Below are 25,320 nucleotides of genomic sequence, written 5' to 3' on the forward strand. Positions count from 1 at the left end.
TCTGCTGTTTTATGAAAATCAACAAAAAACACTTCAACAGATCTACTTGGGTTTTTTGCTTAGGAATGTTCGCTGTGTTCCTCCTATCCTTAACTCTACGCTTTTGGGAACTAGAGCGATTTAACACTTTAGTGTTTGACGAGGTTTATTACGCTAAATTTGCCAACGATTATCTCACCAAAACTCCGTTTTTCAACGCTCACCCGCCTCTGAGCCAGTACATAATTGCGATCGGAATTGCGATCGGCACTCACCTTCCCTTCGGCAAAACTGCCGTCAACAGTATGGCTGGCTCCCTGCTTTCCCCTTGGGATTACCGCTGGCTGAATGCTCTCACAGGTTCCTTTATTCCCCTAGTTGTGGGAGCCCTAGCTTATCAGCTAGTTCCGCGCCGCACCTTTGCTTTTATTGCTGCTTTATTGATGGCCTGCGACGGTTTGTTTTTAGTTGAGTCTCGCTACGCGCTGAACAACATTTATCTGGTTTTATTTGGGATTTTAGGTCAGTTATTTATTTTAAAATCCGTAGAAGCAGAAGGGAAAAAGCGCTGGCTTTGGCTGCTACTAGCCGGAATAGGTTTCGGCGCATCTGCGGCTATCAAATGGAACGGATTATGGTTTCTTTTCGGTACTTATCTAATTTTAATCTGTGCTTGGGCCGTTCGTTTTATCCAGGGTAACAGAGGAAATGAAGAACAAAGCCGCGAGGTAGATTCACCTCTAATTCCTGCCGAAAGTCCCGTACAAAAACTGACTAAACTCAATTTTATAGAACTCTGCTTGAGTCTAGCTATTATTCCTATTCTAGTTTACAGCATCTCTTGGATTCCTCACCTGCACTTTAATCCAACTCCCAACTTCTGGCAGATGCAAACGGAAATTTTGACTTATCACCAGCGGATTAAAAGCGGCCCAGATGTACATCCTTACTGTTCCACGTGGTACAGTTGGCCTTTGATGCTACGCCCCATAGTTTACTTCTACAAAACTGCTAGCAGCAATGCCCAACCAGATCCGGTTTTGCCACCTTTACCTGAAGGTGCAACTAAGGTAATCTTTGACGTTCATGCGATGGGAAATCCCTTCCTTTGGTGGCTGTCAACCTTAGCTTTACTGCTAGTAATAGGAGTTTTAGTTCACCGGATTTTGGTGTGGCTGCAAACGCGCAGCGAGGCTTCTGTTGACGCGATAGAACAGCAGCGGCCGATTTTGTTTCCGCCGACTGCTGAAATGTGGCTGGCGTTATATTTAATAGTTAATTGGGCTGCTAATTTGCTGCCTTGGGTGAAGGTGACTCGCTGCATATTTTTATACCATTATATGGGCTGTTCTGTGTTTTCAGCCTTAGCACTTGCTTGGTGGGTTGACAGGTGGCTGCACAGCCCTCAAACTCGACTCCGAGGGATGGGGGTAACAATTATTTTTCTGGTTTTGGGTGCTTTTATTTTCTGGATGCCTATCTATTTGGGACTGCCTTTGTCGCAAATTGAATGGAAAATTCGGATGTGGCTACCATCTTGGGTTTAAGTTAGAAATCATTCCTTTATGAACGGGCAAGATGCCCGTTCCACAAGAAAATTAAGTTTTGTGGAACAGGCATCTTGCCTGTTCCTAACGTTCCACAAGAAAATTAAGTTTTGTGGAACAGGCATCTTGCCTGTTCCTAACCAAGGTGCAAGATGTAAGTTATAACATTTATGACAAAGGTGAGTTTGCAAAAGCTAGCATTATTTTTGATAGAGTGATCGATAAACTGGTTCCCCCCGTTTCAGAGTAGCAATTTCTCTTTCAGTAGCCACAGGCAGCGGATTTTCTGCTAGCCAGTTGTCGCCGTTTTGACGTTTAAAACTGGGGTTAGATGAAAAGCGATCGCACATTTCCCTTTCTACTTCTTCAATATCTGACTGAATAAACACTTCGCCGCCAATTGCCAGATAAATTGCCAATTCATTAACTAATTCCTGCTGCACCACCCGCCGTTTGTGGTGCTTTTTCTTGAACCACGGATCTGGAAACTGAATGCTAACTCGCTGCAAAGTGCCTGCGGGTAAAGTTTCTAAAATTGGTTTTAGGGAACTATTCGCATTGCAAAACAAATAGTGCAAATTGGTCAAAGCTGTTTCGTCCCGCCAAAGATTCGCCTCTTCTACCAGAGGTTCCCGAATTTCTAATCCGAGAAAATTCCAGTCAGTTTGGATTTGTGCCATGTGCCATAAAAACCGTCCTCTGCCGCAGCCGATATCTAAATGCAGCGGTAAATTTAAGTCGGAATAGATTTTAGTCCAATCCGGGGGACTTGCAGATGCTTGATATCTAATTGATAGGGGATTGACGTGTTCCCGCACTCTTACTCTGGCCAATTTTGCTGTCTCCTGAATGTAATTTTGAACCGCTGATGAAGGCAGATGAACGTGGATTAACCCAGATAAATATTGATTTTTGCGAGGTTGTTCAATACTTTTTAATTAATGAGCAATATTAAATTGCAGAGGGACAATTTTAAATTGCTCATTATTGCATTAGGCTTCGGGTTCAATGCCTGCTGCTCTTAATTGCGCGGCTAGTCGAGCGGCTCGCTGTTGAACATTTGCTTTGTCCTGCCGTTCCCTTCCTACCATTTCTGCTCCCCACAATAACATCTCTCCGCTTTCATTCCACCACCGCAACCAATATCCCGTTCTTTCGGCTTTTGTTCCCTGCCAAACACCCAGAAATAACCCAAGTCCGGCAATCCAATAACGATTGTTTGCATCGGCTTGCTGTTTTTCATACTGTGCTGATGAATTCAAATGATATACTATTAAAGCTCCGATCGCAGGTTCAAAAATTACATAGATTGGAGCTTGTAATATTTGTTCGTAAAAATGCCATTTTCCGGGGATATAAGTTTGTTTTGCAGAATATTCATCCTGATAACTAGGAGGATTCTCTGGCAAAAACTCCATGACAATTGCCGGAATGTCTCCTTCTAGGTTGGGGGTATAACTGCGACGAATTTCTCGATCGGGAAGGGGGTGTACGTTGGTGGCATAAAACAGATCGGGAGTTTTTATAACTAGCTTATCGTTGAAATTTACACAAATCGCCAGATGAGGCGCAACTAATGTTCCCTCCAAAATTAGCCCCGCAATTTCTAAGCTTTCCCGTAAGGCGGCGGCGAGCAAAGGCTGGTCGATATCTTGCAGGGGGTGCTCGTCTAAAATGAAATCTTTTGGCAATTTTTCCCAGGATATTTTGAATTGAATTGGATTGAATGTCATGGTATTTTACCTCTTACTAAGAATGCGGTAGAACTGCTGGCAATGATTTTCGCTAGAATAGCATCGCCTATTTTTTAAGCTTCTGGTTCAATGCCTAATGCTCTTAATTGTGCGGCCAATATGGACGATCGTTCTCGTTCTTGTTCGGCCCGTTCCCTTTCTTGTTCGGCTTGTTGTTGAGCGATAGCCCTTTCCTGCCGTTCTTGTTCGGCTTGTTGTTGAGCGATAGCCCTTTCCTGCCGTTCTCTTTCTACCATTTCTGCACCCCACAATAACATCTCTGAACTTTCATCCCACCACCGCAACCAATATCCGGTTCTTTCGGCTTTTGTGCCATACCAAACACCTAGAAATAATCCAACTCCAGAAATCCAATAACGGCCGAAAGCATCGGGTGGTTGTACTTCATACTTTCCTGATGAATCCAAATGGTAGACTTCTAACACTCCGGCGGCTGGTTCAAAAAGTGCATAGATTGGAACTCGCAATACTTGTTCGTAAAAATACCATTTGCCGGGGGGATAAGTTTTTTTGCTAGAATATTCATCGTTGGCAGTAGCTGATAAAAATTCCATGACGATCGCCGGAATGTCTCCTTCTAAATTGGGAGTGTAACTGCGGCGAATTTCTTGACTAGAAAGCGGCTGAACGTTGCGGGCATAAAACCAATCTGGAGCTTTGATAACTAGCTTGCTGTCTACTGTCGCACAAATTCCCATGTTTGGGGCAACTAATATTCCTGCTACTATTAGCCCCGCGATTTCTAAGATTTCTCGCAAGGCAGCAGCGAGCAAGGGTTGGTCGATATTTTCCACTGGTTCCTCGTCTAAAATGAAGTCGTCTGGCAATTTTTCCCAGGTAATTTTTAAGTCGGCTGTACTGACTGTCATGGTATTTCACCTCTCAATGAGATTACTGGAGCGCGGCTCGCAATACTTCGCGATGAAAGAGCGATCGCTCTACTATAAATTTTATCCTGTCTGGCGATAAGGCGTCGCCGTTAGCATAGTGCTCGATCCAGGTTTTGCTGATTAAATAAGGATCTTCTGGCAATTCTGATAATAAGTATCCCGGCATTTCTAACTCATCCATCAATTGACTGACTTTGGGATCGTAGCTGAGAGCAAAACAGCGGCATTCTTCGGAGGCTGCCATAATTAAACTGTGGTAGCGCATCCCGATCGCCATTTCGACTCCCCGGAATACTCCTTTCAATTTTCTCGGATCGTCTAAACTGAGGATGCAGCTTCTTTTCGGCAGGGCTTCGTGCAAATGTTGGGCAATTTCTAAGTCGTGAGACGCTTGAAAAGGCAGCAGCAAAATTAAGGTGCGAGTGGCTTTTTGAAAGTCAACTAAAGCTTGAGTTAAAATTGACAAACGCGCGGGAGTTAGTGTAGGATGAGAACGCAAACAAACCGCAACTCTGGGCGCCGGTAAATCCCACAAACCCGACACTGGGGAATTCTCCAAAGCCCACACGGGATCTGGCGCTAAAGTAAAGGGAATTTGCCAATCTGCAAGTAAAGTAGCTGAACCTTTATCCCGCACGCTGACGCCGGTGCATCCAGCAAAACAGCGCTGCGATAGCTTGCGAGTGATTTCGCGCTTCAAAGGCCCAATTCCCTGGGCCCAAGCAACAGTTTTTAAGCCCATCTGCTGCGCTAATCCCATTAAACCCCCATAATAGAAAGGGCTCGCAATGCTAGTAGTGTCTTGGATTAAACTACCGCCGCCCCAGATTAGGGCGTCGGATGTGCGGAGTGCTTCGATAACTTGGAAGGCATTCATGCGATCGCGCGCTGCTACCCCGTACCGCTGATTTGTCTCGACAGGATTGCCAGACAGGACGATCGGCGTCACGCCATCTGGTAACATTTGCAGTAGCGATGCCAACAGCGCCTCGTCGCCGCCGTTGCCTTTACCGTAATAGCCGCACAAAATTGCTCGCATTTCTACTCTTTTATTTGTTTGTGATGGGGAATCTAACGATTTTAGATTTTAGATTTTAGATTTTAGATTTTTTTGATGTTTGAGATTTGATCCTACTACCAAAAAACTGCTACTGTCATCAAGCTTCAAGGCTTTACGTCATCAGTCAGCTCAAATCGCAAATCTAATAAAATCTCGAATCGCTAATCTAAAATTGTATGACCAGCCCAAAAACAGGTACAAGCCCCGACTTAAGTCGTGGATGCTCCTAAAATTTTAGACCAAAGCTCAAGCTCCAAGATTCATCTGTGGAGTAAATCTAAAATCTAAAATCTAAAATCTAAAATCGACTGACTCATCATACTTTATATGACAGTTGCGTAAGTCCCGATCGATAAATCTTTCATCTTCGTTCACCATACAAAAAATGCACGCTTTGTCAATTCCCACCTGGATTATTCACGTCTCTAGCGTCGTCGAGTGGATTGCCGCCATCTGGTTAATTTGGACTTACGGCGAAGTCACTCAAAACCGAGCTTGGTGGGCCCTTTCCGCCGCAATGCTGCCCGCTCTTGTCAGCGCTATGTGTGCCTGTACATGGCACTATTTTGACAACTCTCCCGCCCTAGAATGGATCGTTACCCTGCAAGCCGCGATGACTCTCATTGGCAATTTTACTTTGTGGGCTGCAGCTTGGTGGATTTGGCGATCGGCTCAGCCAGCAGAGAAAATTAAAGATTAAAAAAAGGAGAAACTAAGTGAAAAATAGCACTATTTTGGTAAAATTTGTCGCAAGTTTGCTGTTGTTGACAGCGGGATTCTTGCTTCCCAGCAAAGCCAGCAACATTCCCGTACAAGTCGCCCAACAACCTAACTGCAAAAGTCCTCAAACCACGCTAGACATGAATATGTGTTCTAGTCAAGAGTTTGAGGCTGCCGACAAAAAGCTCAATCAAGTCTATCAGCAACTGCAAGCAAAAATCAGCACTAAACAAAAGCAGAGATTGACGGTGGCCCAGCGTACTTGGATCAAATTTCGAGATGAAAATTGTGAGTATGCAAAAGGGCAGTTTGAAGGCGGTAGTTTGGCTGCTTCTACCTACGGTTATTGCAGGGCAAGAGTGACGCAAGAACGGATTAAAGATTTGGAAGGTTATTTGAAACAAGCAAATTTGTAAAAGTTCGGTTTGTGGAACAGGCGTCCCGTCTGTATTTGTGGCACAGGCGGGACGCCTGTATTTGTGGCACAGGCGGGACGCCTGTATTTGTGGCACAGGCGGGACGCCTGTGTTCGTAAAAAAATCTAAATCACAATCTTTCAGAATTGCAACGCCACAGAATTAGTAGCAATTAAACCTGCCTCCATCAACAATCGATCGAGACTCTCAACCAGTGCATCAAGATAATGTAAAATTTGGCGATCGCCTGCTGGTAAGGAAATAGAATTAGTTAGACAGTGAATTTGGCTTTCCAAATTTTCAGGCAATTTTGAACACAAAGCTGTTGCCCTTTCTACCAGACGCTTTTCGCCCGGATGAGGGATAGAATTAATAGCAAAAACAATATCAAAATAACTGCCTAAAAAAGCGGCTGTTCGATGGATAATACTTGCTAAATCGCGGCGCAAAACAGCGGATTCTAGCTGGTGGCGAAATGAAAAAATCTGGTCGCGCAAAATCGGATAATTTTTGGCAATTATCGCTTGACGGAGTTGTTCGGGATAAGGTCGATGGAGATTGGCTTGCAATTGCTGAAACCAACCGTCTCTGTCATATAATGATACTGAGGTGAGAACGTTCCACCAAAAACAGGTTGAGTAACCTACTGATGCTTGATGTTTGACCAGGACGCGATCGAGTTCTTCTTCGATCCATTCGGGCTTGCGGTACATAATATCTATACCGCAACCAGTGTTAATATCTATCCACTCGTCACCGGGTTCCCAAAATTGATTGTTGATGGCGATGCGAGCGGAAAATTGTCTCGCTATCGCCTCCCGTATGTCAACAGGAATTTCCTCTTCAACATACACGTAAAAATCAAAATCCGACGACTCATCCGTAACTATCGTGGTTCGAGAACCTGCTAAAACGACGGCTACAACTTGAGGCAAACTGCTAAACTGCTCCCCAATAGTTTGAGCCAGTGGGGGAATTTCTTCGAGAGCTAATTGATAATTGTGCAGCATTTAATTACCTTGCTTGGCACTTAAAAAATTCCAGCTAATGCTTAACTCTAGCACTCAATATTTTAACGCATAACTTTGAACTCGTAACTCAACAATTGATAATTGTTAACAAATACGGCGGAGGCGAACTGATGCGTTGCGACATCGTATCCCCACCAAAATTATCTCAAAAGTAACATAAAAATTTGTTTTTTTATTTTACCCTTTGACACGCGGATAGTGTAGAATCTAAAATCTAAAATCTAAAATCTAAAATCCCTATGTCCTTCGTTGGTTTGCACATTCACAGCGATTATAGCCTGCTAGATGGGGCTTCTCAGCTACAACAGCTCGCAGAACGGGCGGTGGAATTGGGGATGCCCGCGATCGCCCTTACAGACCACGGGGTGATGTACGGGGCGATCGAGCTAATCAAAGTTTGCCGAAATAAAAATATCAAGCCGATTATTGGCAATGAAATGTATGTCGTCAACGGCGACATTGAAGTAAAAGTTCGAGGTAGAAGAAAATACCATCAAGTTGTTTTAGCTAAAAATACCCAAGGTTATAAAAACCTCGTCAAACTAACCACAATTTCCCACTTAAAGGGAATGCCAGAAAGAGGTATTTTTGCCAGACCTTGCATCAACAAAGAACTGCTAAAACAATACTCCGAAGGTTTAATTGTTACCAGTGCTTGTTTGGGTGGCGAAGTTCCCCAAATGATTCTGCAAAACAAGCTAGATACTGCCCGTGAAGTAGCCACATGGTATAAAGAAGTATTTGGGGAAGATTACTATTTAGAAATTCAAGACCACGGTTCCCCGGAAGACCGGATTGTTAATGTTGAAATCGTCAAAATTGCCCGCGAACTCAAGATTAAAATAATTGCCACCAATGATTCTCACTATATTTCCTGCAACGACGTAGAAGCACACGATGCTTTGCTGTGCATTAACACCAACAAACTGATTGAAGAAGACAAGCGGATGCGCTACAGCGGTACTGAATATCTTAAGTCCGCAGAGGAGATGGCGCAACTGTTTCGAGACCATTTGGATGATGAAACAATCAAAGAGGCCATCGAAACCACTTTGGATGTCGCAAATAAAGTATCGAGATACGAGCTCACAGGAGAAGCTCGGATTCCCACAATTCCAATTCCCCCAGAACATACAGCCGATACTTATGTAGAAGAAATATCCTGGCTGGGACTCTTAGAACGCCTCAAAGCCCGCACCAGAAATGAAATTCCCCCCGTCTACAAACAAAGACTAGAATACGAACTGAAAATGCTTCAGCAGATGGGCTTTTCGGAATACTTTTTAGTAGTTTGGGACTACATAAAATATGCTAGAGACAACGATATTCCCGTAGGGCCAGGACGCGGTTCTGCCGCAGGTTCTCTAGTTGCCTACGTCCTCAAAATCACCAATATAGACCCTGTACACCACGGACTACTATTCGAGCGATTTCTCAATCCCGAACGCAAATCTATGCCAGATATTGATAGCGATTTCTGCATAGAAAGGCGGGACGACATGATTAAATACGTTACAGAAAAATATGGTAGCGAGCGCGTAGCGCAAATTATTACTTTCAACAGGATGACATCAAAAGCTGTCTTGAAAGATGTTGCCAGAGTGTTAGGTATTCCCTACAAAAAAGCAGACGAGATGGCAAAATTAATTCCCGTGTCTAGGGGTAAACCGGAAAAACTTAAAGTGATGATTTCCGATGACACACCTGCACAGGAATTTAAAGACAACTATGAAAATACAATTTGCATAAATGCAGAAACTGGTACTGAAGTCCCAGTTCGTCAGTGGATTGACATGGCAATTCGCATTGAAGGAACCAACAAAACCTATGGTGTTCACGCGGCAGGTGTGGTAATTTCTTCAGAGCCGTTGGATGAAATAGTACCGCTACAGAAGAATAATGAGGGTGCTGTAATTACCCAATATTTCATGGAAGATTTGGAATTTTTGGGGCTGCTGAAAATGGACTTTTTGGGATTGAAAAATTTAACAACTCTCCAGAAAACTGTTGATTATATTAAGCAAACCCAAAATCTAATTGTCGATCCAGAAATGCTACCTTCTGATATAGAGCGCAGAGCTCAAGAGACTTTTGGCAGAATCAAAAAGTTACCCGATGATGTAGATAAAACATATAGACTTTTAGAAAGAGGAGATTTAGAAGGTATTTTTCAGTTAGAATCATCTGGGATGCTGGATGTAGTGAAAAAACTCAAACCTTCCTGTCTGGATGATATTTCTTCTATTTTGGCACTTTACCGACCTGGGCCGCTGGATGCAGGTTTGATTCCTCAGTTTATTGACTGCAAGCACGGTAAAACAGTTGAGTACGATCATCCGCTATTAGAACCGATTTTAAAAGAGACTTACGGAACGCTTTGCTTTCAAGAGCAAATTATGCGGATGGCTCAAGATTTGGCGGGCTATTCTTTGGGGCAAGCTGACTTGCTGCGGCGCGCAATGGGCAAGAAGAAAGCTGATGAAATGCAGAAGCAAAAAGAAACGTTTATCGATGGGGCAACTAAGAATGGAGTAAGTCAAAGAATTGCTGAAAAGTTGTTCGCGCAGATGCTACAATTCGCGGAATACTGCTTGAGCTATGACACGAAGATATTGACAGTGGAATATGGGCCGATGGCTATTGGCAAAATTGTTGAGGAAAAAATTGAATGTACTGTTTATAGTGTTGATAGCAACGGTTATATTTATACACAGTCAATTGCACAGTGGCATCGCCGGGGGCAGCAGGAGGTCTTTGAGTATTGCCTGGAAGATGGCTCGATAATTCGCGCCACAAAAGATCACAAGTTTATGACTGTTGGGGGTCAAATGCTGCCCATTGACGAAATCTTTGAACAAGGATTAGACTTAAAACAAATCAACTCTAGCTCAGATATATAAAATGGATCTCGACTATAGGCAGCTAAAATCGGAACACAAGGAACAAATCATTTCTGCTTTGAATCAGGGCATGGAGTGTCGAGACATTCCTAACTACCTTGGTGTGAGTGAAAGAGCAGTTTCAAGGGTTTTAAAAGAAGCCGACATTAATACTAAGCGGCGCAACCGCTATACTTTAAATGAGAGCTATTTTGATGTAATTGACTCTCAAGCTAAAGCTTATTTATTAGGATTGATAGCTGCTGATGGCTGCGTTACTCAAACTAATTATGTAGCTTTTGAATCTATTGACAAAGAACTTACAGAAATGCTCAGCATAGAGCTACAATACTCTGGTGAAATTAGAGTTATTCAGCCTCAAAATTATGCTCCTCACTACCGAATAAATTTTTCTTCTGAAAAGCGGGCAAGCTCTTTACATGGCTACGGCATCATAACAGGAAGAACTTTTTCGGAAGTTACCTATTTCCCTAACTTAAACTATTTAGGGTCTTATGTGTTAGGCTATTTTGACGGTGACGGTTGTGCTTATGCAAACAAAGGTAGAAGTGGCGGTTTAGTCTGCATTGTTGGTTCCTTTGAATTTGCCCGCGAACTAGCAATGCACCTAGGGATGGGTTCTGTACAAGAGCATCAATTAAAAAAAGTTTATTATTGGAGAATCTTTAGTCGAAAAAATATACAAGTATTCTATGATTTTGTGTATCAATATCCCCAGTTGGGATGGCAACGAAAGAAAACTAAAATAGAGGCTATTCTCAGGAGTTACAAACATGGTAAAAATTATTAGTCGAAAATCACTGGGAACTCAAGAAGTCTATGACATAGGCGTTGAACGAGAACATAACTTTATCCTAGAAAATAGTTTGGTGGCATCTAACTGTTTTAATAAATCCCATTCAATGGCCTATGCCTATATCACTTATCAAACTGCCTATTTAAAGGCGAATTATCCTCTAGAATACATGGCTGCACTGCTGACTGCTAACAGGGGCGATCAGGATAAAGTACAGAAATATATTGCCAATTGTCTCAAGCTGGGTATTGAGGTTGAGCCGCCCGATGTTAATAGCTCTGAACTTACTTTTACACCGATGCCGAAACAGATGACTGGAGGTGCAAAAGATAAAATTTTGTTTGGAATTTCGGCTGTTAAAAATGTGGGAGAAGCGGCAATTGAAAATATTTTGGCGGCGCGCCAGGAAGGGGGTAAGTTTAAGTCGCTGGCTGATTTGTGCGATCGCGTAAATCTCCATGCTGTCAACCGCCGCGCTTTAGAAGCATTAATTCAATGTGGTGCTTTTGATAAAATTGAACACAACCGCAATCAATTAGTACAGGACCTCGAAGGGGTGATGAAATGGGCCGGGGAGCGCAAAAGAGACCGAGAAAGCGGCCAAGGTAATCTTTTTGACTTGTTAGGTGCGAATAGCTTTGGCAAGTCGGTCAATACCTATGAGTCTGCGCCCAAATCTAAAGTGGTAAAAGATTTTGAAAAACAAGAGAAATTGCGTTTAGAAAAAGAACTGCTTGGCTTTTATGTGTCAGAACATCCCCTAAAGTTTCTCATGCAAGTAAACGAAGACCCCGATGTTGTGACTCTCGAACAGTTAGCAGATAAAAAAGGGAAAGTATCAGTTATTGTCATGCTCAGCGCTATCAAAATGGTAGTGACCAAAAAAGGCGATTCGATGGCAATTTTGCAATTAGAAGATTTGACAGCTCAAATAAAAGCTGTGGTGTTCCCCAAGGCTTACGAACAAGTGAAACCTTACATTGTAGAGAATGCGATCTTACTGATTAGTGGAAAAATTGAGAAAGATGGGGAGGAAATTCAGATAATTGTAGACACTGCAAAGCCCGTTGAAACAGTACAGGTTGAAGAGGAAATCGAGAGGGTTCAACCGGAAACACCAAACTCTTGGGCGACGGAACCGGAAACACAAAACTCTTGGGCGGCGCAACCGGAAACACAAAATTCTTGGCCGGCGGAACCAGTCAACGTTGTACGATCGACAAAACCTGTCGAAGTTTTAGAAATGGTGATTGTCAAGCTGACACCCCAGCAAGTACAAGACGGGAAAAAACTCAATTCCCTCAAAGCTATTTTGCAAGAACTTTCCAATCGTGGAGAAGGTGCTAGCGTTTCGGTGGGGGGAATTGTTGTCGGTGAATATTCCTGTCAACCCCTTCGCATTAACCCTCAATTGTGGGTGCAAGATGGCGAGGGAACTGTTAGCCGTCTTAAGTCGGCTGGATTTGATGCTGGGGTTTTTCCTCTAGACAATCGCGGGGATGCTGCGGTATTTCGAGAAATGCGATCGCAACTTAATGTACATTCTTGGGCCAGTCGTTTACTTGACACTGACACCGATCGCCTTCACAAGTATGTCACTTATATCGCCCAACTAAACCGACGCACGCCAAATTAACACTTCGCCGCCATCCCCACCGGTGGCTAAAGTTTGACCGTCAGGACTAAAAGCCACCGGATTGCACCCAGCAAGAGAGCACAAACATTCTCCTGTTTCCAGGTTCCAGAGTTTAACCGTACCGTCTCGACTGCCGCTAGCCATAATTTCGCGATCTGGACTAATCGCCACCGAAATCACCGCATCAGAATGCCCCCTCAAAGTATTAATTAATTCCCCTGTATCGGCATTCCACAATTTAACAGTAGCATCGGCACTTCCACTGACAATCATTTTGCCGTCTTGACTAAATGCGATCGCATAAACCCAATCTGAATGACCGACAAAAGTCCGTACACTCTCCCCAACACCTACCAGCCACATCTTGATAGTTGTGTCAGCACTGCCGCTGGCCAGCATCATACTTTGAGGGCGAAAACTAACAGATAAAACCTTGTCAGAATGTCCCGAAAGTTTTTGAACCAATTCTCCGTTGCGCTGGTTCCACAATTTAATACTCTTGTCGCCGCTGGCACTCGCAATCGCTCCCGAGTCGCAACTAAAAGCCACAGAGTACACGGAGCCGTAGCGATGACTGTACGGCGAACCAAAATCGCTGTAAAATTCGCGAATCATCGCCTTTTTATCCAGCTTCCACTCAATAACTTTTCTGTCAAAACTGCCACTAACCAGCATTCTCCCGTCTGGGCTGATTGCCACAGCATCTACCGTTGCGGAATGGCCGAAAAAAGTATGGATGAATTCACCTGTTTGCAGATTCCACAGCTTAATTGTTTTATCGTCGCTGGCGCTAGCGAGAATATTGCCTTGAGGATTAATAACCACAGCATTAACCGAGGCTGAATGGCATTGGAGAATGCGATCGCACCGCCAGTTATTAGACGACAATAATTTCGGATTGCCTGCGGATGGCACAACATGAATCTTCTGGCGCGGCGCGGCGGAGACGGCGGTTGCTGTATTTGGCTGCGAGTTAGTTACTGGCGAATTAATAGCGATTTTGGCGGGCGAATTATAACTGATTTGAGAGCGGGGATATTGCCCCACATTTACCAAGTCTTGCAACACTTGGGCAGCGGATTGATATCGATCTCGTACCGAATCTTTGAGCAATTTATTCAAAATAGTTGCTAATTTTGGGCTGACTTTTATGCCTTTTTGCGCCAAGTGCGATCGCCAAATCCATTTGCATTCCAAAGCATCGAACAAATCCTTCAAAACCGCCCCAGTTAGCAGGTGAATGCAGGTAACACCCAAACTGTAAAGGTCGCTCGCCGGATACGCCTTGCCACTGCGAATTTGTTCGATGGGCGCATAGCCCGCAGTTCCAGTTATCGTCCCAGTTTGCGCCTCAGAAAAGCCGGTAATGTGCTTAGCAACTCCAAAATCAACTAGCACAAACTGACCCCCCCTGGCATTCCCCTGTACAGCAGGAGATTCAGCGACAATTAGCCCTTTCATACCAGCAGAAGATTGAGGTAAATTTGCCCCTCCTTTTCGTTTACCAGGAGTCGAATTGGGATATCCCGCCGCCCACAAGGTTTGGGGAGTTCTCCGCACAATATTTTCCGGCTTAATATCTCGATGAATCACCTGCTGCTCGTGAACAAATTGCAAAACAGGCAACAAATTGATCAACAATTCCCAAATCTGTTCCTCGCTAAAAGCTCCCTGCTGCTGCAACTCCTGAAACAAATTATTTCCCTCGATTAACTCTTCCACAAGATACAGACGTTTGGCTTGTTCAAAAGAAGCCAGCAAACTTGGAATCTGCGGGTGCTCTCCAAGTTCGTGCAGTCGGTGAGCTTCTTGTTTGAACAGTGCAGTTGCCTTTTCTAATTCAGCTTTTTCTTGTACTTGGGGGAAAAATTGTTTGATGGCGCAGGGAGTTTTCAACCTATCTTCATCGACAGCTAAAAAAGTTCTGCCAAATGTTCCTTCACCGATAGGTTGAATGGCGCGATAACGCTCTTTCAGTAGCAATTTAGAGCCGCACGCCAGACAAAACTTGGTTGAGTCAGGATTCTGCGGCTTTTGGCAATGGGGATTGAGACAATAGCTCATCTTTTTTTCTGCCTGGAGATTCCCACCACTGCTAAACTTAGCAACATGGTAGTCTGTTTCCACTCACGCCCAGAGCACCATTCTCGATAATACCTGAGAAACTCGCTTTCTTAACCCAAAATCTCGGCTCTCAGGTTGAGCCCGTGGCAAGAAACCAAGGTGAGGACACTAGAAGTGCTTGATGTGAGTTTCCATATATTCTAATGCTTTCGTAAAATTTTGCCGGGTGGCGGCTCGCAAACTGGTATAGCAATCCTAAATCATTTGTGAATTTCTTACTCCCTCCCCGCGGATTCGGGGAGGGTTGGGGTGGGGTAAAAATTTGACGACTCCTGCAAGGATTGTTATAAGCTGTGGAGCATTTAAATTGGAAATTCGGGACAGGCTAGAAGCCCGTCCCACAAGAGTTTTATTGATTTTTGACACACAGTTTAATTTAAATGTAGAACAGCTTATGTCAACAGTTAACTGTTAACTACGGCTATTCGGGAGCATTTATGCGGAGAGCAAATACAAAATTGAGATGATCCCGGCTATTCTCCCGCGTCTAAAAGACACTCTTGCTCCTCGCCGCCCTTCTGTGAGCATTCTTTGGCTTTAATCACCGCTTCTCTAAAGCCTAAAACTAATAAAATATTGGCAAGTGTTAAGAATAGTTCCGCAGAACCGTGCAGCCAATCGACATTTGCTAGTGACTCATTGTAGGCAACTTTTGCGTAAATTGCGGCGGGAATCGTCACCGCTACAAAAACGAGAGTGCCGTAAAATCCCATCAGAGCTAAACGGGGTGTTTTTCCCGATCGAGTCAAAAACCAGAGAAATCCCAAGTAGGGAAATAGAGACAGAACAAATAAAGTTTCTTTGGAAATCATTAGTAATTGGCGAGCGACCAAATACTATGATAAATTAAAAGCTCAAAAATTAGTGTGAATAATTTTTAACTTTTAATGTTGAGTTTTTAATATTTAATTAGACAGATGCACCCGTTTCTATCAAACCGCTATAGCATCAGCCAAGACCATAGCTCTTAACCCAAGCCGCGGCAGGTGGGCAGTATTCAAAACCCCTCACCCACGCGGAGACAAAACCCGTAACTTTTCCCCTAACACCGTTTTTAGCCTAACACACTTTTTACCGTGCCAGTGTGTTAATTGTCCCTCACTCCCAAGCTACCCAGCAATTAGAAAGAGAGACGGTTCCAAAGTTTTTTGTCTGCTAGGCATCAAGCAACCATCGTTCAAAACCTCTAAATCCAAGTACCCTTTTCTATCTGCTGCCCTAATTTCCTTTAGCTTAGCATCAAAATCAAAACACGGGCCGCAATCCCAGACTTTGAGTTCCAACCGTCCGTTAAACACCCTAATTTCCAGTTGGACAGGAGTTTCTACTGGCAGATTTTTGTGAGCGTGGCGAACTGCATTAGTGAAACCTTCAGCCAACGCCAACTGAAACTTCCAGCAAAGTTCATTGGGGAGCGATAAATCTTTCAACTGCTCAAACCACAACAAAACTTGACTTAAAGCATTGACATCTGTGGGGACTTGCAGGCTAATATGTTGAATACAAGTTTCATGCAGCTCTTCTTCCTGCTGTTTTTCACTCTGCCAATCCCAGGTGTTTAATAAATTCATTAACCCATCTAAAACGCTAGCTTTTTTTATAATATTTTGGGAGCGATTGCGACCTTCTACTTCGTAACTTTTGCTCAGCGACAAACAATTTCGATTGTCGAGAGTCCGGGTGTAACTGATCTCGTCTGCAATCTGCCACATGAGTTTGATCCCCCGGCCACCTTCTGCAAGTTGATCTATGCTGTTAGACATCATTTTCCTCGTCTGAAAGTATTAGCTGTACCCTATTTTCCCACCCGCCGAGACATTTGGTATTTTTTTTATACTTGCTTGCTCGGTATTATTTCGGGGATCACATAAAAATGCTATCTTTTTTAGAGAAGGCAACGCATCAGCAATATGTCTTAAGAGTCTAAGCCAATTGGCTTATTTACCGATCGCCTGTACGGAGAACGATCGCCCTCGGCAGCAAAATCCAACTGCATCGATTACAAATACTTATCCGTTGTCGGAGTCGGCCACTTGCCGCAGCCGTCGCCAGCTTCAGAATTCCTGGTATTTAGCGCCTCCGGGCGTTCGCCGTTCGCTGCAGGGGAGCCTTGATGTGCGGGCTTTCATCCCCAACGCCTAAGTAATATCCGTGAGGGCGAGCGAACCTTACACCGTCGAGTCGCGTCCATCCACTAGACTAGGACTTACGCAAACAACCCTGTTTCTGCTCAGAATATTGGGTTGGGCAGCGAGGAATTAACAAGGAAACCGGGTTTTTGGTCCCCCGCGCGTAAGTCCCACAGACAAATCGGTGATGAAAGGCAGTTACAGAACTTACCCATACTATGACCAAAATCCAACTGAAAATTCTGACTGCAGCGATAATGCTACTCCCATTTTGCGCCGCACTTCCCTTGCAAGCTCAAAATCTGTCTCTAGTCAAGCGACTGCTAGAAACCAGAGGATGTCCCGGATGCGACTTATTTGGCGCTTCCTTGAGCCGTGCAGATTTGTTTGGCGCTTCCTTGAGCCGCGCCACTCTCAACAGGGCCGACTTAGTTGATGCCGACTTGACTGCGGCTGACTTAATGGAAGCTAATTTAAACAACGCCAACATGAGAAACGCCTTTTTGGCTGACGCCGACCTCAGCAAAGCTGACATGAGCAGGGCAGACATCAGGGGAGCCAACTTAGAAAATGCCAACCTCAGCGAGAGTTTTCTGCGAGACGCATCGCTCCAGTTGGCTAATTTAAAATGCAGTAATTTGAGCGCCGCTAAACTAAGTAGAACCGACCTGAGAAATGCCGATTTAAGCGGTGCAAATCTCAGGGGTGCCGACCTCCAAGAAGCCGATTTAAGCGGTGCAAATCTTAGCGGTGCCGACCTACGATCTGCCGACTTGAGGGATGCGAGATTGAACAAAACTAATCTTACAGATGCCAATCTCTGCGGCGCCAGGATGCCGGATCGAAAAACATCTCGGCGAGGCTGCGAAGTTAAGAAAGAACAAGCTATAAGCGCGAACAATTACTGTAATTACTGCTATGCCTTAAATGACTGGTGGCTGAATGTATTAAGGTTATACTAAGCGGTATCATCGGGATAACTGCTCCGCTTTAGATATCTACTGTTAGAAGGGCGAGCAGGCGGTACAGATATCAAACTTAACCTGTTACCGCCAATAGCTTTTATCTACTTTGAAGATCCTACAAATTGGCTCAGTATTTGCAGATATTCTGCGCCCCCGATCTGTGCCACATTAGTGTGACCTCCATCAGGAACTATGTACAACTGTTTGGGTTCAGGTGCTGCATCAAACAGTTTTTTGGTCATTTCCACTGGAACTACATTGTCAGCAGCCCCGTGAATAAACAGCACAGGCATTTGCAGGCGATCGACTTTTGAAAGAGAATCAAACCGCTGTGTCAGCAAAACATCGATCGGAAACATCCAAAACAGCCCTTTTTGGAAATTCACCATCGCCCGCGTGGAAGTAAAAGAGCCTTCTACAATTACCCCTGCCGCCTCCGGGTGACGCACGGCTAGATCGATCGCGATCGCCCCTCCCAAAGAATGACCGTAGATATAAATTTGATTCGGGTTAATCCCCCGCTGTTTCACCAAATAATCCCAAGCAAGTTGAGCATCCTCATAAACCTGAGATTCACTCGGAAAATCGCCCTGGCTTTTTCCATAACCACGATAATCCATCACAAATACCGACAAACCTAACCCATGAAATCGATAAGCGTGTTCGACATTTGATCCCACATTTGAAGCATTGCCGTGCAGGTACAAAACTACCCCCCCTAACCCCCCCTTGTTAAGGGGGGGAACCGGAGCGACTGCCGGTCTCTCACTTTGCGGGGACGTTCCGACTCCTCTAGCTCCCCCCCTTGGCAAGGGGGGGCTGGGGGGGGTATCCGAGTCTCCGGTGTTAACAGTGTTAACAGAGGGAACAGCCTCCCCCTTTCTTGCTCCCCCCCTTAGCAAGGGGGGGCTGGGGGGATTTTCCGAGGCAGGAATCCACCACCCGTGCACGCTGTCCACCGCGCCTGTTTTAGTTGGAATTGGCAACCAAACATCTTGATATTTCAACTGAAAATCATCTGGCGTAGTTTCGATCGCGCGCGCGGGAAAAAAGATAAACTTACCTTGCGCTACAAAGAGGAATACACAAGCAGCAGAATAAGCAACGGCCAAAACTATCCCAAAAGCTATTAGCGATTTAGACAAAAGGAATACTAGCAGATTGTTCATAGATAGAGCACGCGGGAAATTAGATATCGCTCAAAAGCTAATGGCAAATTATTAATTCAGACAATTAGCCAAGATCGATTACTAACCTCCGCCACCGTATTCCGCCGAGTTTCAAAAATTAATGCAATTCGGGGTGGTGTAAGTGCCAATTCGTAGACTGTTCGTAAGCGTGAGCCACCTGAAACAGCCGAGATTCTTGCAAAACATTACCAATCAGTTGTATACCCACGGGCAGTCCTTTATCATCAAATCCGCAGGGCAAACTCAACGCTGGCAAACCAGCAAGATTCACGGGAATAGTCATCAAATCTGACAAATACATACTCAGGGGGTCATTGAATTTTTCGCCTGCCTTAAATGCGGTAGTAGGAGCAGTGGGACAGACTAAAACATCAACTTGAGAAAAAGCTTTTTCAAAGTCTTCTTTAATCAAAGTCCGAACTTTTTGAGCTTTTAGATAATAGGCATCGTAATATCCAGCCGACAATACGTAAGTGCCGATCGCAATCCGGCGTTTAACTTCCGCACCGAACCCTTGAGAGCGGGTTTTGGCATACATATCCAAAAGATTATCGGAGTCGGGAGACCGGAAACCGTACTTAACTCCATCATATCGCGCCAAATTTGCCGAAGCTTCCGAGGGAGCAATAATGTAGTAAGTGGGCAAACCGTAGCGGAACCGGGGACAAGAAATGACTTGAATTTCTGCGCCCAATTGTTGAAATTGCTCGATCGCCTTAGTAACAGCGTCTTTAACCCCGGAGTCCAGCCCTACACCAAAAGTTTCTTTAATTACACCAATTCTAATCTGACCCTTCGGTCGCAAACTGGGTCTTAAAGCTTGAGCGTAGTCAGGAATTGGGACATTAAGACTCGTGGAATCTCTCGGATCATAACCGGCGATCGCTCCCAACAAAATCGCCGAATCCTCAACAGTCCGGCCAAAGGGCCCGATTTGATCGAGAGAAGAAGCATAGGCCACCAAACCGTAGCGAGAAACCAACCCATAAGTCGGTTTCAGCCCCACCAAACCGCAAAAAGCAGCAGGTTGGCGGATCGAGCCCCCAGTATCCGAACCCAAACTCACGACGCATTCTCCCGATGCTACCGCTGCGGCAGAACCGCCAGAAGACCCTCCGGGCACGCGCTCCAAGTCCCAAGGATTCGCGGTAACTTGATAGGCAGAAGTTTCCGTCGAGCTCCCCATTGCAAACTCGTCCATATTCGCCTTACCCACAATCACCGCACCGGCTGCTTGGAGTTTCGAGACGACAGTTGCATCGTAGGGAGGCACAAAATTCTCCAAAATCCGAGAGGCGCAGGTTGTGGGAACGCCCTCGGTACACATATTATCTTTAACGGCGATCGGGATGCCGGCCAACAGACCAATTTGCTCTCCGGCTGCGATTTGGGCATCCACTTTATGGGCCTGCGCCAATGCGCTGTCTGCTGTCACGCACAGAAAGCTTTTCAACTTCGGCTCTAGCTGGGTAATTCGGTCTAATGCTTCTTGAGTAATTTCCACAGCAGAGCGTTCTTTATTGACCAGTTGTCGGTGCAACTCGCGGATGGATGCCATGCTCGTACCTTTATCATTTCTACTTTGAGACAATACAGTTAATATAACTGGCAATTGTACCTGCTTACAGCCCGAAGGCAAAGTCGGCTATTTTTGTGGCGAAAGTTCGAGCCTCGAAGAGGGCTCCGCTAACGGGCGATCGGTCATTTTATATACAATAGATTAAATTACCCAAATCCCACGGGCCACCAAATAGCGATCGAGTTTTTTACCTAATTTTTTAACAAACCAAGAATGCAACTGTATCAGGACTGATGCAAAAAGTGGTTTAACGCGAGATTTATATGAGTAAGGGGTAAGGTGTGCAATGCGACCCCTACATAATTAGGTTCGGTCTTCAAGAATGTCTATGCAAGATCGCAATCATTAGGAAATCAGTCATTCCCAATTCTGTCATCTAAATTCAAAAATATTACAGCCCAGTTTGTCCTCGATGCAACCCAGGATTTATGGTAGAAAAAGATAGTATTAAAAATCAACTCATCCTAGATTACGACTGCTTTGTTCCGGGAACTATTCAGACTCTAATAAAATTTTTGTTTTAACAAATTCCCAATTGTGTTAGATTAGATATATTTAATGTAGCATATAATCCTGATTTTTTAGGCAATTAATCGCGTCCTGAAACTTACGCCAAAGATGAACAAAAAAGAGAAAATGATGCTAATAAAATATTAGAGTATAGCGGTCGATACCCTAATAATTAGGGTCAGATTATGAAGAGCAGTTTTTTAGTCAACAATGACTGAAAGTTATCAGTCAGCCGAGTGAATTAATGGCGGCGGCGCGATCGAAGAAAATAGCGATCGACCTTTTCCGATCCGCGCCCATTGTGCCAAAGGTCAATCGATTTTAGATTTTAGATTTTAGATTTTAGATTAAAGAATTGAAGCATGGACCCCACGGATAAATTCGGGGGGCAAGTTTCATCGGATACAGGTTTTTTATTTCACCGGTCCTGAGTCTGCTTTCGGAATGAATCCGGGGGCTCGTATCCTTGATGCTTTCGGTCAAAAAGGCTGCCAGAAATCTGGGGTTCACAAAAAAGCTCGGAACGCTCACCGGCACGCCGAAGTCTCCTGTTGCGCGCACCTGCAAAAAAACAGCACTCCTTCCTCAAATGCGACTAGCGGCGTGCCTCTGGGGTAAAAAAAGCTACTTATTTGCCCGAACGATCCCCAGGAAAATAATTTCATCCGGAATTATCCCCAAAACCAAAGATATATGGTAAGAAGTTCCCGATGCCCCGTTGGAGGAATGCCACCTAAAGCTCACTTAGAATCCCACCTGACGGCAGAGGAACTCAAAATTCGCTACCGGCAGGCACAAAACACCACAGAGTCGCGCCGCTGGCACTTGCTGCTGTTAGTGTCCCGAAATTGGACTATCAAACAAGCAGCCCAAGTCGTAGGCCTCAACTACGACTACGCCAAAGAAATTGTCCAGCGCTATAACCGAGAAGGGCCTAACTCTGTGAGAAATCGCAGCGGAGACCGCCAGCCCCCTCCTGCGAAATCCTTGCTGAATCCTGAACAGCAAGAAGAACTGCGACAAGCCCTGCTAGGCCCTGCCCCCGACGGCGGAGACTGGACAGGCCCCAAAGTCGCTCGCTGGATTGCCGAAAAGATTGGTAGCGATCATGTCTGGCCCCAACGCGGCTGGGATTACCTCAAGCGGTTGGGTGCTGACGGGCGACGGCGGCGCAGAAAGTAGATAGTTCCCAATATTTTAGAGGGGGTTGATTGCCTTCGTGCGATCGCTCCCTTTATTTTAGTTATCTTGCCACATTGGCGCGATCAAAACCCTTTTAGATTTTAGATTTTAGATTGAAGAAAAAATCTAAAATCTAAAATCTAAAATCTAAAATCGTTTGACTGATGTAACAATAGCTGCTTATATTGAATGTGGTGGTGTTGAGGATGTTAAAGATGCGAGATATCAGGTGTTTTTTGTCGATCGCCAACAAGATGGCGGCAGTAGTAGCCGGCATTGGACTGGTTCAGATGTTAACCATCGCAAGTTCATTCTCTCAATCATCTAACCCGCGTTCCCTAGACGAACTCTACAAAATTCGCGATGGGCTAATCGCCGAATTAGAACAACCCTCTTCTCCCTCCCCAGAACCAACCCTCCTCTCCCGCTTAGTTCCCCTCACCGCCAATCCTCAAGAACAACTGCTACAGCAGTTGCAAGCGGTGGAAGCTCAAATATTAGTAGAACAGAGGGCTAACGACGACTTACAGCAAGCAGTCCGTTTAGCCAACAGAGCCTTAGAAACTAAAGGGCAGCAAAATAAGTCGATCGCATCTTCGCAGCAAACTCAATTTTTATGGCATCAGGCCCTCAACAACTTGCAGGAAGTTCCTCAAAATTCATTTTTAGCTTCCCTCACTGCCTCAAAAACTCAAGAATACCGGGAAAATTTAACAGCAGCAACCTTTCAAGTGCAGCAAGCAAAATCGGATTTTTTGGCGGAGGTTGCCCGGGAAAGCGGTTTGTCGGCTCAAGCTTCGATCGGCATTTGCCACCTTTCTAGAGAATGCGTAAACATCCGGGGCGATGTGCCTCCTGTCAGTCCGGCTAGCTTAATTAAATTGCCGATTGCTGTCGCCCTGATGCAAAAAGTGGAAAAAGAGAAAATAAGTTTGAATAAGGAAGTATTTGTCAATAGCGGTAATTTTACCGAAGACTCATCGACGCAGATTTTGTCCCCTAAAAATTACCCGCTACAGCTACTGTTAGAAGAAATGATCGATCGCAGCAGCAATACCGCCACCAATCAACTTATTGATTATTTGGGTTCCGATTACATCAATCAATTCTTAGAAAATCGCGGCTACCAAGTCACCCGCGTCAACTTCAAATTAATGGGGGAAAAGATTATGCCAGCCAACCCCGGTTCCGGCCCCAACCGCTTGACTGCTAACGAACTCACCGAAATGATGGTGCAAATTTACAATGGCGAAACACCTGGTGCTAAACTTTTAATAGAAACTCTCAACCGCCAGTACGATCGCGCTCTGGGATTTGCCGCCTTGCAAGGAACTAAAGCTCAGTGGTTGGGCGAAAAAACCGGTCAAAATTCCCTGGTTCTGGGCACAACTTTAGCGATGAGCATTGATGGCGAAGCCTATGTGATGACTGTGATTGACACCGGCAGCGGCGATCTGCAAATGCGCCAGTCTATTTCTAAAATTGCTGATTACATTAGTAATAATCCCAGCTTTTAACGGTTGGAATACACAATTTATAGCGGGGGACAACGCACCGCCCAAACAGTTAAAAAATGCCGCATCAACAACTCAGCGTTTCCGTCAAAGGCAAAGGATTTCCCATCCTCTGCTTACATGGCCATCCAGGTTCCGGCGATTGTATGTCGGTATTCACAGAACACCTATCAAAACGCTTTCAGACGATCGCCCCAGACTTGCGTGGATACGGCAACAGCCGCACCTCAACTTTTTTTGAAATGACCGATCATCTGGTCGATTTAGAAGCACTATTAGACAGATTAGGAGTCGATCGGTGTTTGGTGATCGGATGGTCTTTGGGAGGGATTTTAGCCCTGGAATTAGCCATGAAATATCCCCAGCGAGTCACAGGTTTGATTCTACTCGCATCCGCAGCAAAACCGCGAGGAAGTCATCCTCCCATCTCTTGGCAAGATAACTTTTACACCGGTTTAGCCGGAATTATCAATTGGGTGATACCGGGTTGGCAATGGAATATTGATACTTTTGCTAGGCGATCGCTCTTTCGCTACTTGATACAGCAGCATACAGCCACCCCTTACCGCTACTTAGCACAGGCAGGTACCCCCGCCTACCTCAAGACTTCCAACACGGCCACCAAGGCGTTAAATACCGCTCTGAGGGCTGGATACGATCGACTGCTGCACCTGGGCGACATTCATTGTCCGTGCTTGGTGTTGGCCGGAGATGGCGATCGGCACATCACCTCAGCATCTAGTTTAGAAACCGCCCGCCACCTCCATGATTGTCAGTGGCAGTGTTATCCCAATACAGCCCACTTGTTCCCTTGGGAAATTCCCGATCTGGTAATCGCAGACATCGATCGCTGGATTGAGAGTCATCCCGAAGCAGTTGGCAATTGCGAGTGTTGAGTTTTGAGTGTGTCACAACTAATTTATCACCCAACAGTCAAGTGTTTTGAAGTTACAACTCACAACTCAAAACCGCACAGCGTTGCGAGGGAAGCGTAGGCCTCTCAAAACTCAAAACTTCCCTGTTTCTACTGACCGCTCAAAACCGGCCACAGCCCTCCATCACCAAGCTTTCCCAAATCTTCTGCAACCGTCAAAGTAATTGGTTTGCAGCGGTGAATCGAAACACTAACACCTTCTGCCCCTTCATTTTCTATGTCTTCTACATATCCTGCTTTTGCAGTTGCCGCCTCTTTCTCGGTTAAGAACGGGCCAAAATAGTAAATGCACCGCGGCGCTGAAGTTTTAACTTCAACCCACCAAGCCAATCCGAAAAAGTTGAGCAAGCTAATCAAGAATTCTTTCATCTGCTTTTCTTCTAATGTATTTGACGGTGTTTTCAGGGTGCTGCGAACACGCCTAGGCTTTTGTTATTTACACGTGGCTGACTGCTACCAAGAAC

Annotated in this window: 24 protein-coding genes; 13 read left to right on the top strand and 11 right to left on the bottom strand. The window is 45.0% G+C overall.

Annotated features, from left to right (window positions below):
* Positions 1 to 11: 11 nt before the first annotated feature.
* Entirely contained in the window at positions 12 to 1,526 is a 1,515-nt protein-coding gene (locus tag QUA16_RS03605; protein WP_333102949.1) for a phospholipid carrier-dependent glycosyltransferase, read from the top strand.
* A 200-nt stretch (positions 1,527 to 1,726) separates the two neighbouring features.
* On the opposite strand, the gene trmB is transcribed toward QUA16_RS03605, so the two are convergent.
* The 4 genes from trmB to csaB form a co-directional block, all read right to left on the bottom strand.
* Positions 1,727 to 2,359 carry a tRNA (guanosine(46)-N7)-methyltransferase TrmB gene (trmB, locus tag QUA16_RS03610; protein WP_333102950.1) on the bottom strand — a complete coding sequence of 211 codons (633 nt, stop codon included), beginning with the start codon at positions 2,357 to 2,359 and terminating at the stop codon, positions 1,727 to 1,729.
* 159 nt (positions 2,360 to 2,518) lie between these two features.
* Complete coding sequence (locus tag QUA16_RS03615; protein WP_333102951.1) at positions 2,519 to 3,259, bottom strand: Uma2 family endonuclease; 741 nt, start codon at positions 3,257 to 3,259, stop codon at positions 2,519 to 2,521.
* Positions 3,260 to 3,333: 74 nt separating this feature from the next.
* Positions 3,334 to 4,149 carry a Uma2 family endonuclease gene (locus tag QUA16_RS03620; RefSeq protein WP_333102953.1) on the bottom strand — a complete coding sequence of 272 codons (816 nt, stop codon included), beginning with the start codon at positions 4,147 to 4,149 and terminating at the stop codon, positions 3,334 to 3,336.
* 22 nt (positions 4,150 to 4,171) lie between these two features.
* Positions 4,172 to 5,209: a polysaccharide pyruvyl transferase CsaB gene (gene csaB, locus QUA16_RS03625; RefSeq protein ID WP_333102954.1), complete on the bottom strand. Its 1,038-nt coding sequence runs from the start codon at positions 5,207 to 5,209 to the stop codon at positions 4,172 to 4,174.
* A 406-nt stretch (positions 5,210 to 5,615) separates the two neighbouring features.
* Between csaB and QUA16_RS03630 the strand changes: the two genes are divergently transcribed.
* Together QUA16_RS03630 and QUA16_RS03635 are read left to right on the top strand one after the other, a co-directional pair.
* The gene (locus tag QUA16_RS03630; protein ID WP_006632397.1) at positions 5,616 to 5,930 is read left to right on the top strand and encodes a DUF2499 domain-containing protein; all 315 of its coding nucleotides are present in this window, start codon (positions 5,616 to 5,618) and stop codon (positions 5,928 to 5,930) included.
* 16 nt (positions 5,931 to 5,946) lie between these two features.
* Positions 5,947 to 6,366 (top strand): lysozyme inhibitor LprI family protein, encoded by a 420-nt coding sequence (locus QUA16_RS03635; protein WP_333102955.1) that lies wholly within the window; start codon positions 5,947 to 5,949, stop codon positions 6,364 to 6,366.
* A gap of 140 nt (positions 6,367 to 6,506) precedes the next feature.
* Here the strand turns inward: QUA16_RS03635 and QUA16_RS03640 are convergent, their stop codons facing one another.
* Positions 6,507 to 7,376: a DUF4037 domain-containing protein gene (locus tag QUA16_RS03640; protein ID WP_333102956.1), complete on the bottom strand. Its 870-nt coding sequence runs from the start codon at positions 7,374 to 7,376 to the stop codon at positions 6,507 to 6,509.
* 260 nt (positions 7,377 to 7,636) lie between these two features.
* Between QUA16_RS03640 and QUA16_RS03645 the strand changes: the two genes are divergently transcribed.
* From QUA16_RS03645 to QUA16_RS03655, 3 genes are read left to right on the top strand one after another with little or no spacing between them, the layout of a single operon-like run.
* Positions 7,637 to 10,297 (top strand): DNA polymerase III subunit alpha, encoded by a 2,661-nt coding sequence (locus QUA16_RS03645; RefSeq protein ID WP_333102957.1) that lies wholly within the window; start codon positions 7,637 to 7,639, stop codon positions 10,295 to 10,297.
* Between the two features lies 1 nt (position 10,298).
* The gene (locus tag QUA16_RS03650) at positions 10,299 to 11,087 is read left to right on the top strand and encodes an LAGLIDADG family homing endonuclease (RefSeq protein WP_333102959.1); all 789 of its coding nucleotides are present in this window, start codon (positions 10,299 to 10,301) and stop codon (positions 11,085 to 11,087) included.
* A complete protein-coding gene (locus tag QUA16_RS03655) occupies positions 11,071 to 12,729 on the top strand; it encodes a helix-hairpin-helix domain-containing protein (protein ID WP_333102960.1) in 1,659 nt (552 codons plus the stop codon). Before QUA16_RS03650 ends, QUA16_RS03655 begins: the two co-directional genes overlap by 17 nt.
* Here QUA16_RS03655 and QUA16_RS03660 read toward each other — a convergent pair.
* The 3 genes from QUA16_RS03660 to QUA16_RS03670 form a co-directional block, all read right to left on the bottom strand.
* Positions 12,706 to 14,793, bottom strand: a complete 2,088-nt coding sequence (locus QUA16_RS03660) for a serine/threonine-protein kinase (RefSeq protein WP_333102961.1) — start codon at positions 14,791 to 14,793, stop codon at positions 12,706 to 12,708. The genes QUA16_RS03655 and QUA16_RS03660 overlap by 24 nt on opposite strands.
* Positions 14,794 to 15,326: 533 nt before the next feature.
* The gene (locus QUA16_RS03665; RefSeq protein WP_333102962.1) at positions 15,327 to 15,665 is read right to left on the bottom strand and encodes a DUF3593 domain-containing protein; all 339 of its coding nucleotides are present in this window, start codon (positions 15,663 to 15,665) and stop codon (positions 15,327 to 15,329) included.
* A gap of 297 nt (positions 15,666 to 15,962) precedes the next feature.
* Positions 15,963 to 16,565 (bottom strand): ATP-binding protein, encoded by a 603-nt coding sequence (locus tag QUA16_RS03670; RefSeq protein ID WP_333102964.1) that lies wholly within the window; start codon positions 16,563 to 16,565, stop codon positions 15,963 to 15,965.
* A gap of 220 nt (positions 16,566 to 16,785) precedes the next feature.
* On the opposite strand from QUA16_RS03670, the gene QUA16_RS03675 reads away from it, so the two are divergent.
* Both QUA16_RS03675 and QUA16_RS03680 read left to right on the top strand, forming a co-directional pair.
* Positions 16,786 to 16,995 carry a hypothetical protein gene (locus QUA16_RS03675; protein WP_333102965.1) on the top strand — a complete coding sequence of 70 codons (210 nt, stop codon included), beginning with the start codon at positions 16,786 to 16,788 and terminating at the stop codon, positions 16,993 to 16,995.
* 205 nt (positions 16,996 to 17,200) lie between these two features.
* Entirely contained in the window at positions 17,201 to 17,944 is a 744-nt protein-coding gene (locus QUA16_RS03680; RefSeq protein WP_333157550.1) for a pentapeptide repeat-containing protein, read from the top strand.
* Positions 17,945 to 18,048: 104 nt separating this feature from the next.
* On the opposite strand, the gene QUA16_RS03685 is transcribed toward QUA16_RS03680, so the two are convergent.
* Both QUA16_RS03685 and gatA read right to left on the bottom strand, forming a co-directional pair.
* On the bottom strand, positions 18,049 to 19,116 hold the full coding sequence (locus QUA16_RS03685) for an alpha/beta fold hydrolase (protein WP_333102967.1): 1,068 nt from the start codon (positions 19,114 to 19,116) through the stop codon (positions 18,049 to 18,051).
* Positions 19,117 to 19,234: 118 nt separating this feature from the next.
* On the bottom strand, positions 19,235 to 20,695 hold the full coding sequence (gatA, locus tag QUA16_RS03690) for an Asp-tRNA(Asn)/Glu-tRNA(Gln) amidotransferase subunit GatA (protein ID WP_333102993.1): 1,461 nt from the start codon (positions 20,693 to 20,695) through the stop codon (positions 19,235 to 19,237).
* A 975-nt stretch (positions 20,696 to 21,670) separates the two neighbouring features.
* On the opposite strand from gatA, the gene QUA16_RS03695 reads away from it, so the two are divergent.
* The 5 genes from QUA16_RS03695 (at position 21,671) to QUA16_RS03715 (ending at position 24,818) form a co-directional block, all read left to right on the top strand.
* Positions 21,671 to 21,844: a hypothetical protein gene (locus QUA16_RS03695; RefSeq protein ID WP_333181021.1), complete on the top strand. Its 174-nt coding sequence runs from the start codon at positions 21,671 to 21,673 to the stop codon at positions 21,842 to 21,844.
* A gap of 108 nt (positions 21,845 to 21,952) precedes the next feature.
* Positions 21,953 to 22,408 (top strand): helix-turn-helix domain-containing protein, encoded by a 456-nt coding sequence (locus QUA16_RS03700; RefSeq protein ID WP_333102968.1) that lies wholly within the window; start codon positions 21,953 to 21,955, stop codon positions 22,406 to 22,408.
* Between the two features lie 157 nt (positions 22,409 to 22,565).
* Positions 22,566 to 22,736 (top strand): hypothetical protein, encoded by a 171-nt coding sequence (locus QUA16_RS03705; protein WP_333181022.1) that lies wholly within the window; start codon positions 22,566 to 22,568, stop codon positions 22,734 to 22,736.
* Positions 22,699 to 23,925 carry a serine hydrolase gene (locus QUA16_RS03710; protein ID WP_333181023.1) on the top strand — a complete coding sequence of 409 codons (1,227 nt, stop codon included), beginning with the start codon at positions 22,699 to 22,701 and terminating at the stop codon, positions 23,923 to 23,925. Before QUA16_RS03705 ends, QUA16_RS03710 begins: the two co-directional genes overlap by 38 nt.
* A gap of 56 nt (positions 23,926 to 23,981) precedes the next feature.
* Positions 23,982 to 24,818: an alpha/beta hydrolase gene (locus QUA16_RS03715; RefSeq protein ID WP_333102971.1), complete on the top strand. Its 837-nt coding sequence runs from the start codon at positions 23,982 to 23,984 to the stop codon at positions 24,816 to 24,818.
* Between the two features lie 128 nt (positions 24,819 to 24,946).
* Here QUA16_RS03715 and QUA16_RS03720 read toward each other — a convergent pair whose 3' ends face one another.
* The gene (locus QUA16_RS03720; protein WP_333102972.1) at positions 24,947 to 25,225 is read right to left on the bottom strand and encodes a DUF1816 domain-containing protein; all 279 of its coding nucleotides are present in this window, start codon (positions 25,223 to 25,225) and stop codon (positions 24,947 to 24,949) included.
* Between the last annotated feature and the right edge of the window lie 95 nt (positions 25,226 to 25,320).

This window comes from Microcoleus sp. S13_C3 (genome assembly GCF_036700905.1).
In the GTDB taxonomy this organism is placed as follows: Bacteria; Cyanobacteriota; Cyanobacteriia; order Cyanobacteriales; family Microcoleaceae; genus Microcoleus.

Excerpts from the sequence above, each read along its gene's own strand:
- QUA16_RS03605 (WP_333102949.1), top strand. The coding sequence starts at position 12 with ATGAAAATCAACAAAAAACACTTCAACAGATCTACTTGGGTTTTTTGC.
- QUA16_RS03615 (WP_333102951.1), bottom strand. The coding sequence starts at position 3,259 with ATGACATTCAATCCAATTCAATTCAAAATATCCTGGGAAAAATTGCCA.
- QUA16_RS03620 (WP_333102953.1), bottom strand. The coding sequence starts at position 4,149 with ATGACAGTCAGTACAGCCGACTTAAAAATTACCTGGGAAAAATTGCCA.
- csaB (WP_333102954.1), bottom strand. The coding sequence starts at position 5,209 with ATGCGAGCAATTTTGTGCGGCTATTACGGTAAAGGCAACGGCGGCGAC.
- QUA16_RS03630 (WP_006632397.1), top strand. The coding sequence starts at position 5,616 with ATGCACGCTTTGTCAATTCCCACCTGGATTATTCACGTCTCTAGCGTC.
- QUA16_RS03640 (WP_333102956.1), bottom strand. The coding sequence starts at position 7,376 with ATGCTGCACAATTATCAATTAGCTCTCGAAGAAATTCCCCCACTGGCT.
- QUA16_RS03645 (WP_333102957.1), top strand. The coding sequence starts at position 7,637 with ATGTCCTTCGTTGGTTTGCACATTCACAGCGATTATAGCCTGCTAGAT.
- QUA16_RS03650 (WP_333102959.1), top strand. The coding sequence starts at position 10,299 with ATGGATCTCGACTATAGGCAGCTAAAATCGGAACACAAGGAACAAATC.
- QUA16_RS03655 (WP_333102960.1), top strand. The coding sequence starts at position 11,071 with ATGGTAAAAATTATTAGTCGAAAATCACTGGGAACTCAAGAAGTCTAT.
- QUA16_RS03660 (WP_333102961.1), bottom strand. The coding sequence starts at position 14,793 with ATGAGCTATTGTCTCAATCCCCATTGCCAAAAGCCGCAGAATCCTGAC.
- QUA16_RS03665 (WP_333102962.1), bottom strand. The coding sequence starts at position 15,665 with ATGATTTCCAAAGAAACTTTATTTGTTCTGTCTCTATTTCCCTACTTG.
- QUA16_RS03670 (WP_333102964.1), bottom strand. The coding sequence starts at position 16,565 with ATGTGGCAGATTGCAGACGAGATCAGTTACACCCGGACTCTCGACAAT.
- QUA16_RS03680 (WP_333157550.1), top strand. The coding sequence starts at position 17,201 with ATGACCAAAATCCAACTGAAAATTCTGACTGCAGCGATAATGCTACTC.
- QUA16_RS03685 (WP_333102967.1), bottom strand. The coding sequence starts at position 19,116 with ATGAACAATCTGCTAGTATTCCTTTTGTCTAAATCGCTAATAGCTTTT.
- gatA (WP_333102993.1), bottom strand. The coding sequence starts at position 20,695 with ATGGCATCCATCCGCGAGTTGCACCGACAACTGGTCAATAAAGAACGC.
- QUA16_RS03695 (WP_333181021.1), top strand. The coding sequence starts at position 21,671 with ATGAATCCGGGGGCTCGTATCCTTGATGCTTTCGGTCAAAAAGGCTGC.
- QUA16_RS03700 (WP_333102968.1), top strand. The coding sequence starts at position 21,953 with ATGCCACCTAAAGCTCACTTAGAATCCCACCTGACGGCAGAGGAACTC.
- QUA16_RS03710 (WP_333181023.1), top strand. The coding sequence starts at position 22,699 with ATGTTAACCATCGCAAGTTCATTCTCTCAATCATCTAACCCGCGTTCC.
- QUA16_RS03715 (WP_333102971.1), top strand. The coding sequence starts at position 23,982 with ATGCCGCATCAACAACTCAGCGTTTCCGTCAAAGGCAAAGGATTTCCC.
- QUA16_RS03720 (WP_333102972.1), bottom strand. The coding sequence starts at position 25,225 with ATGAAAGAATTCTTGATTAGCTTGCTCAACTTTTTCGGATTGGCTTGG.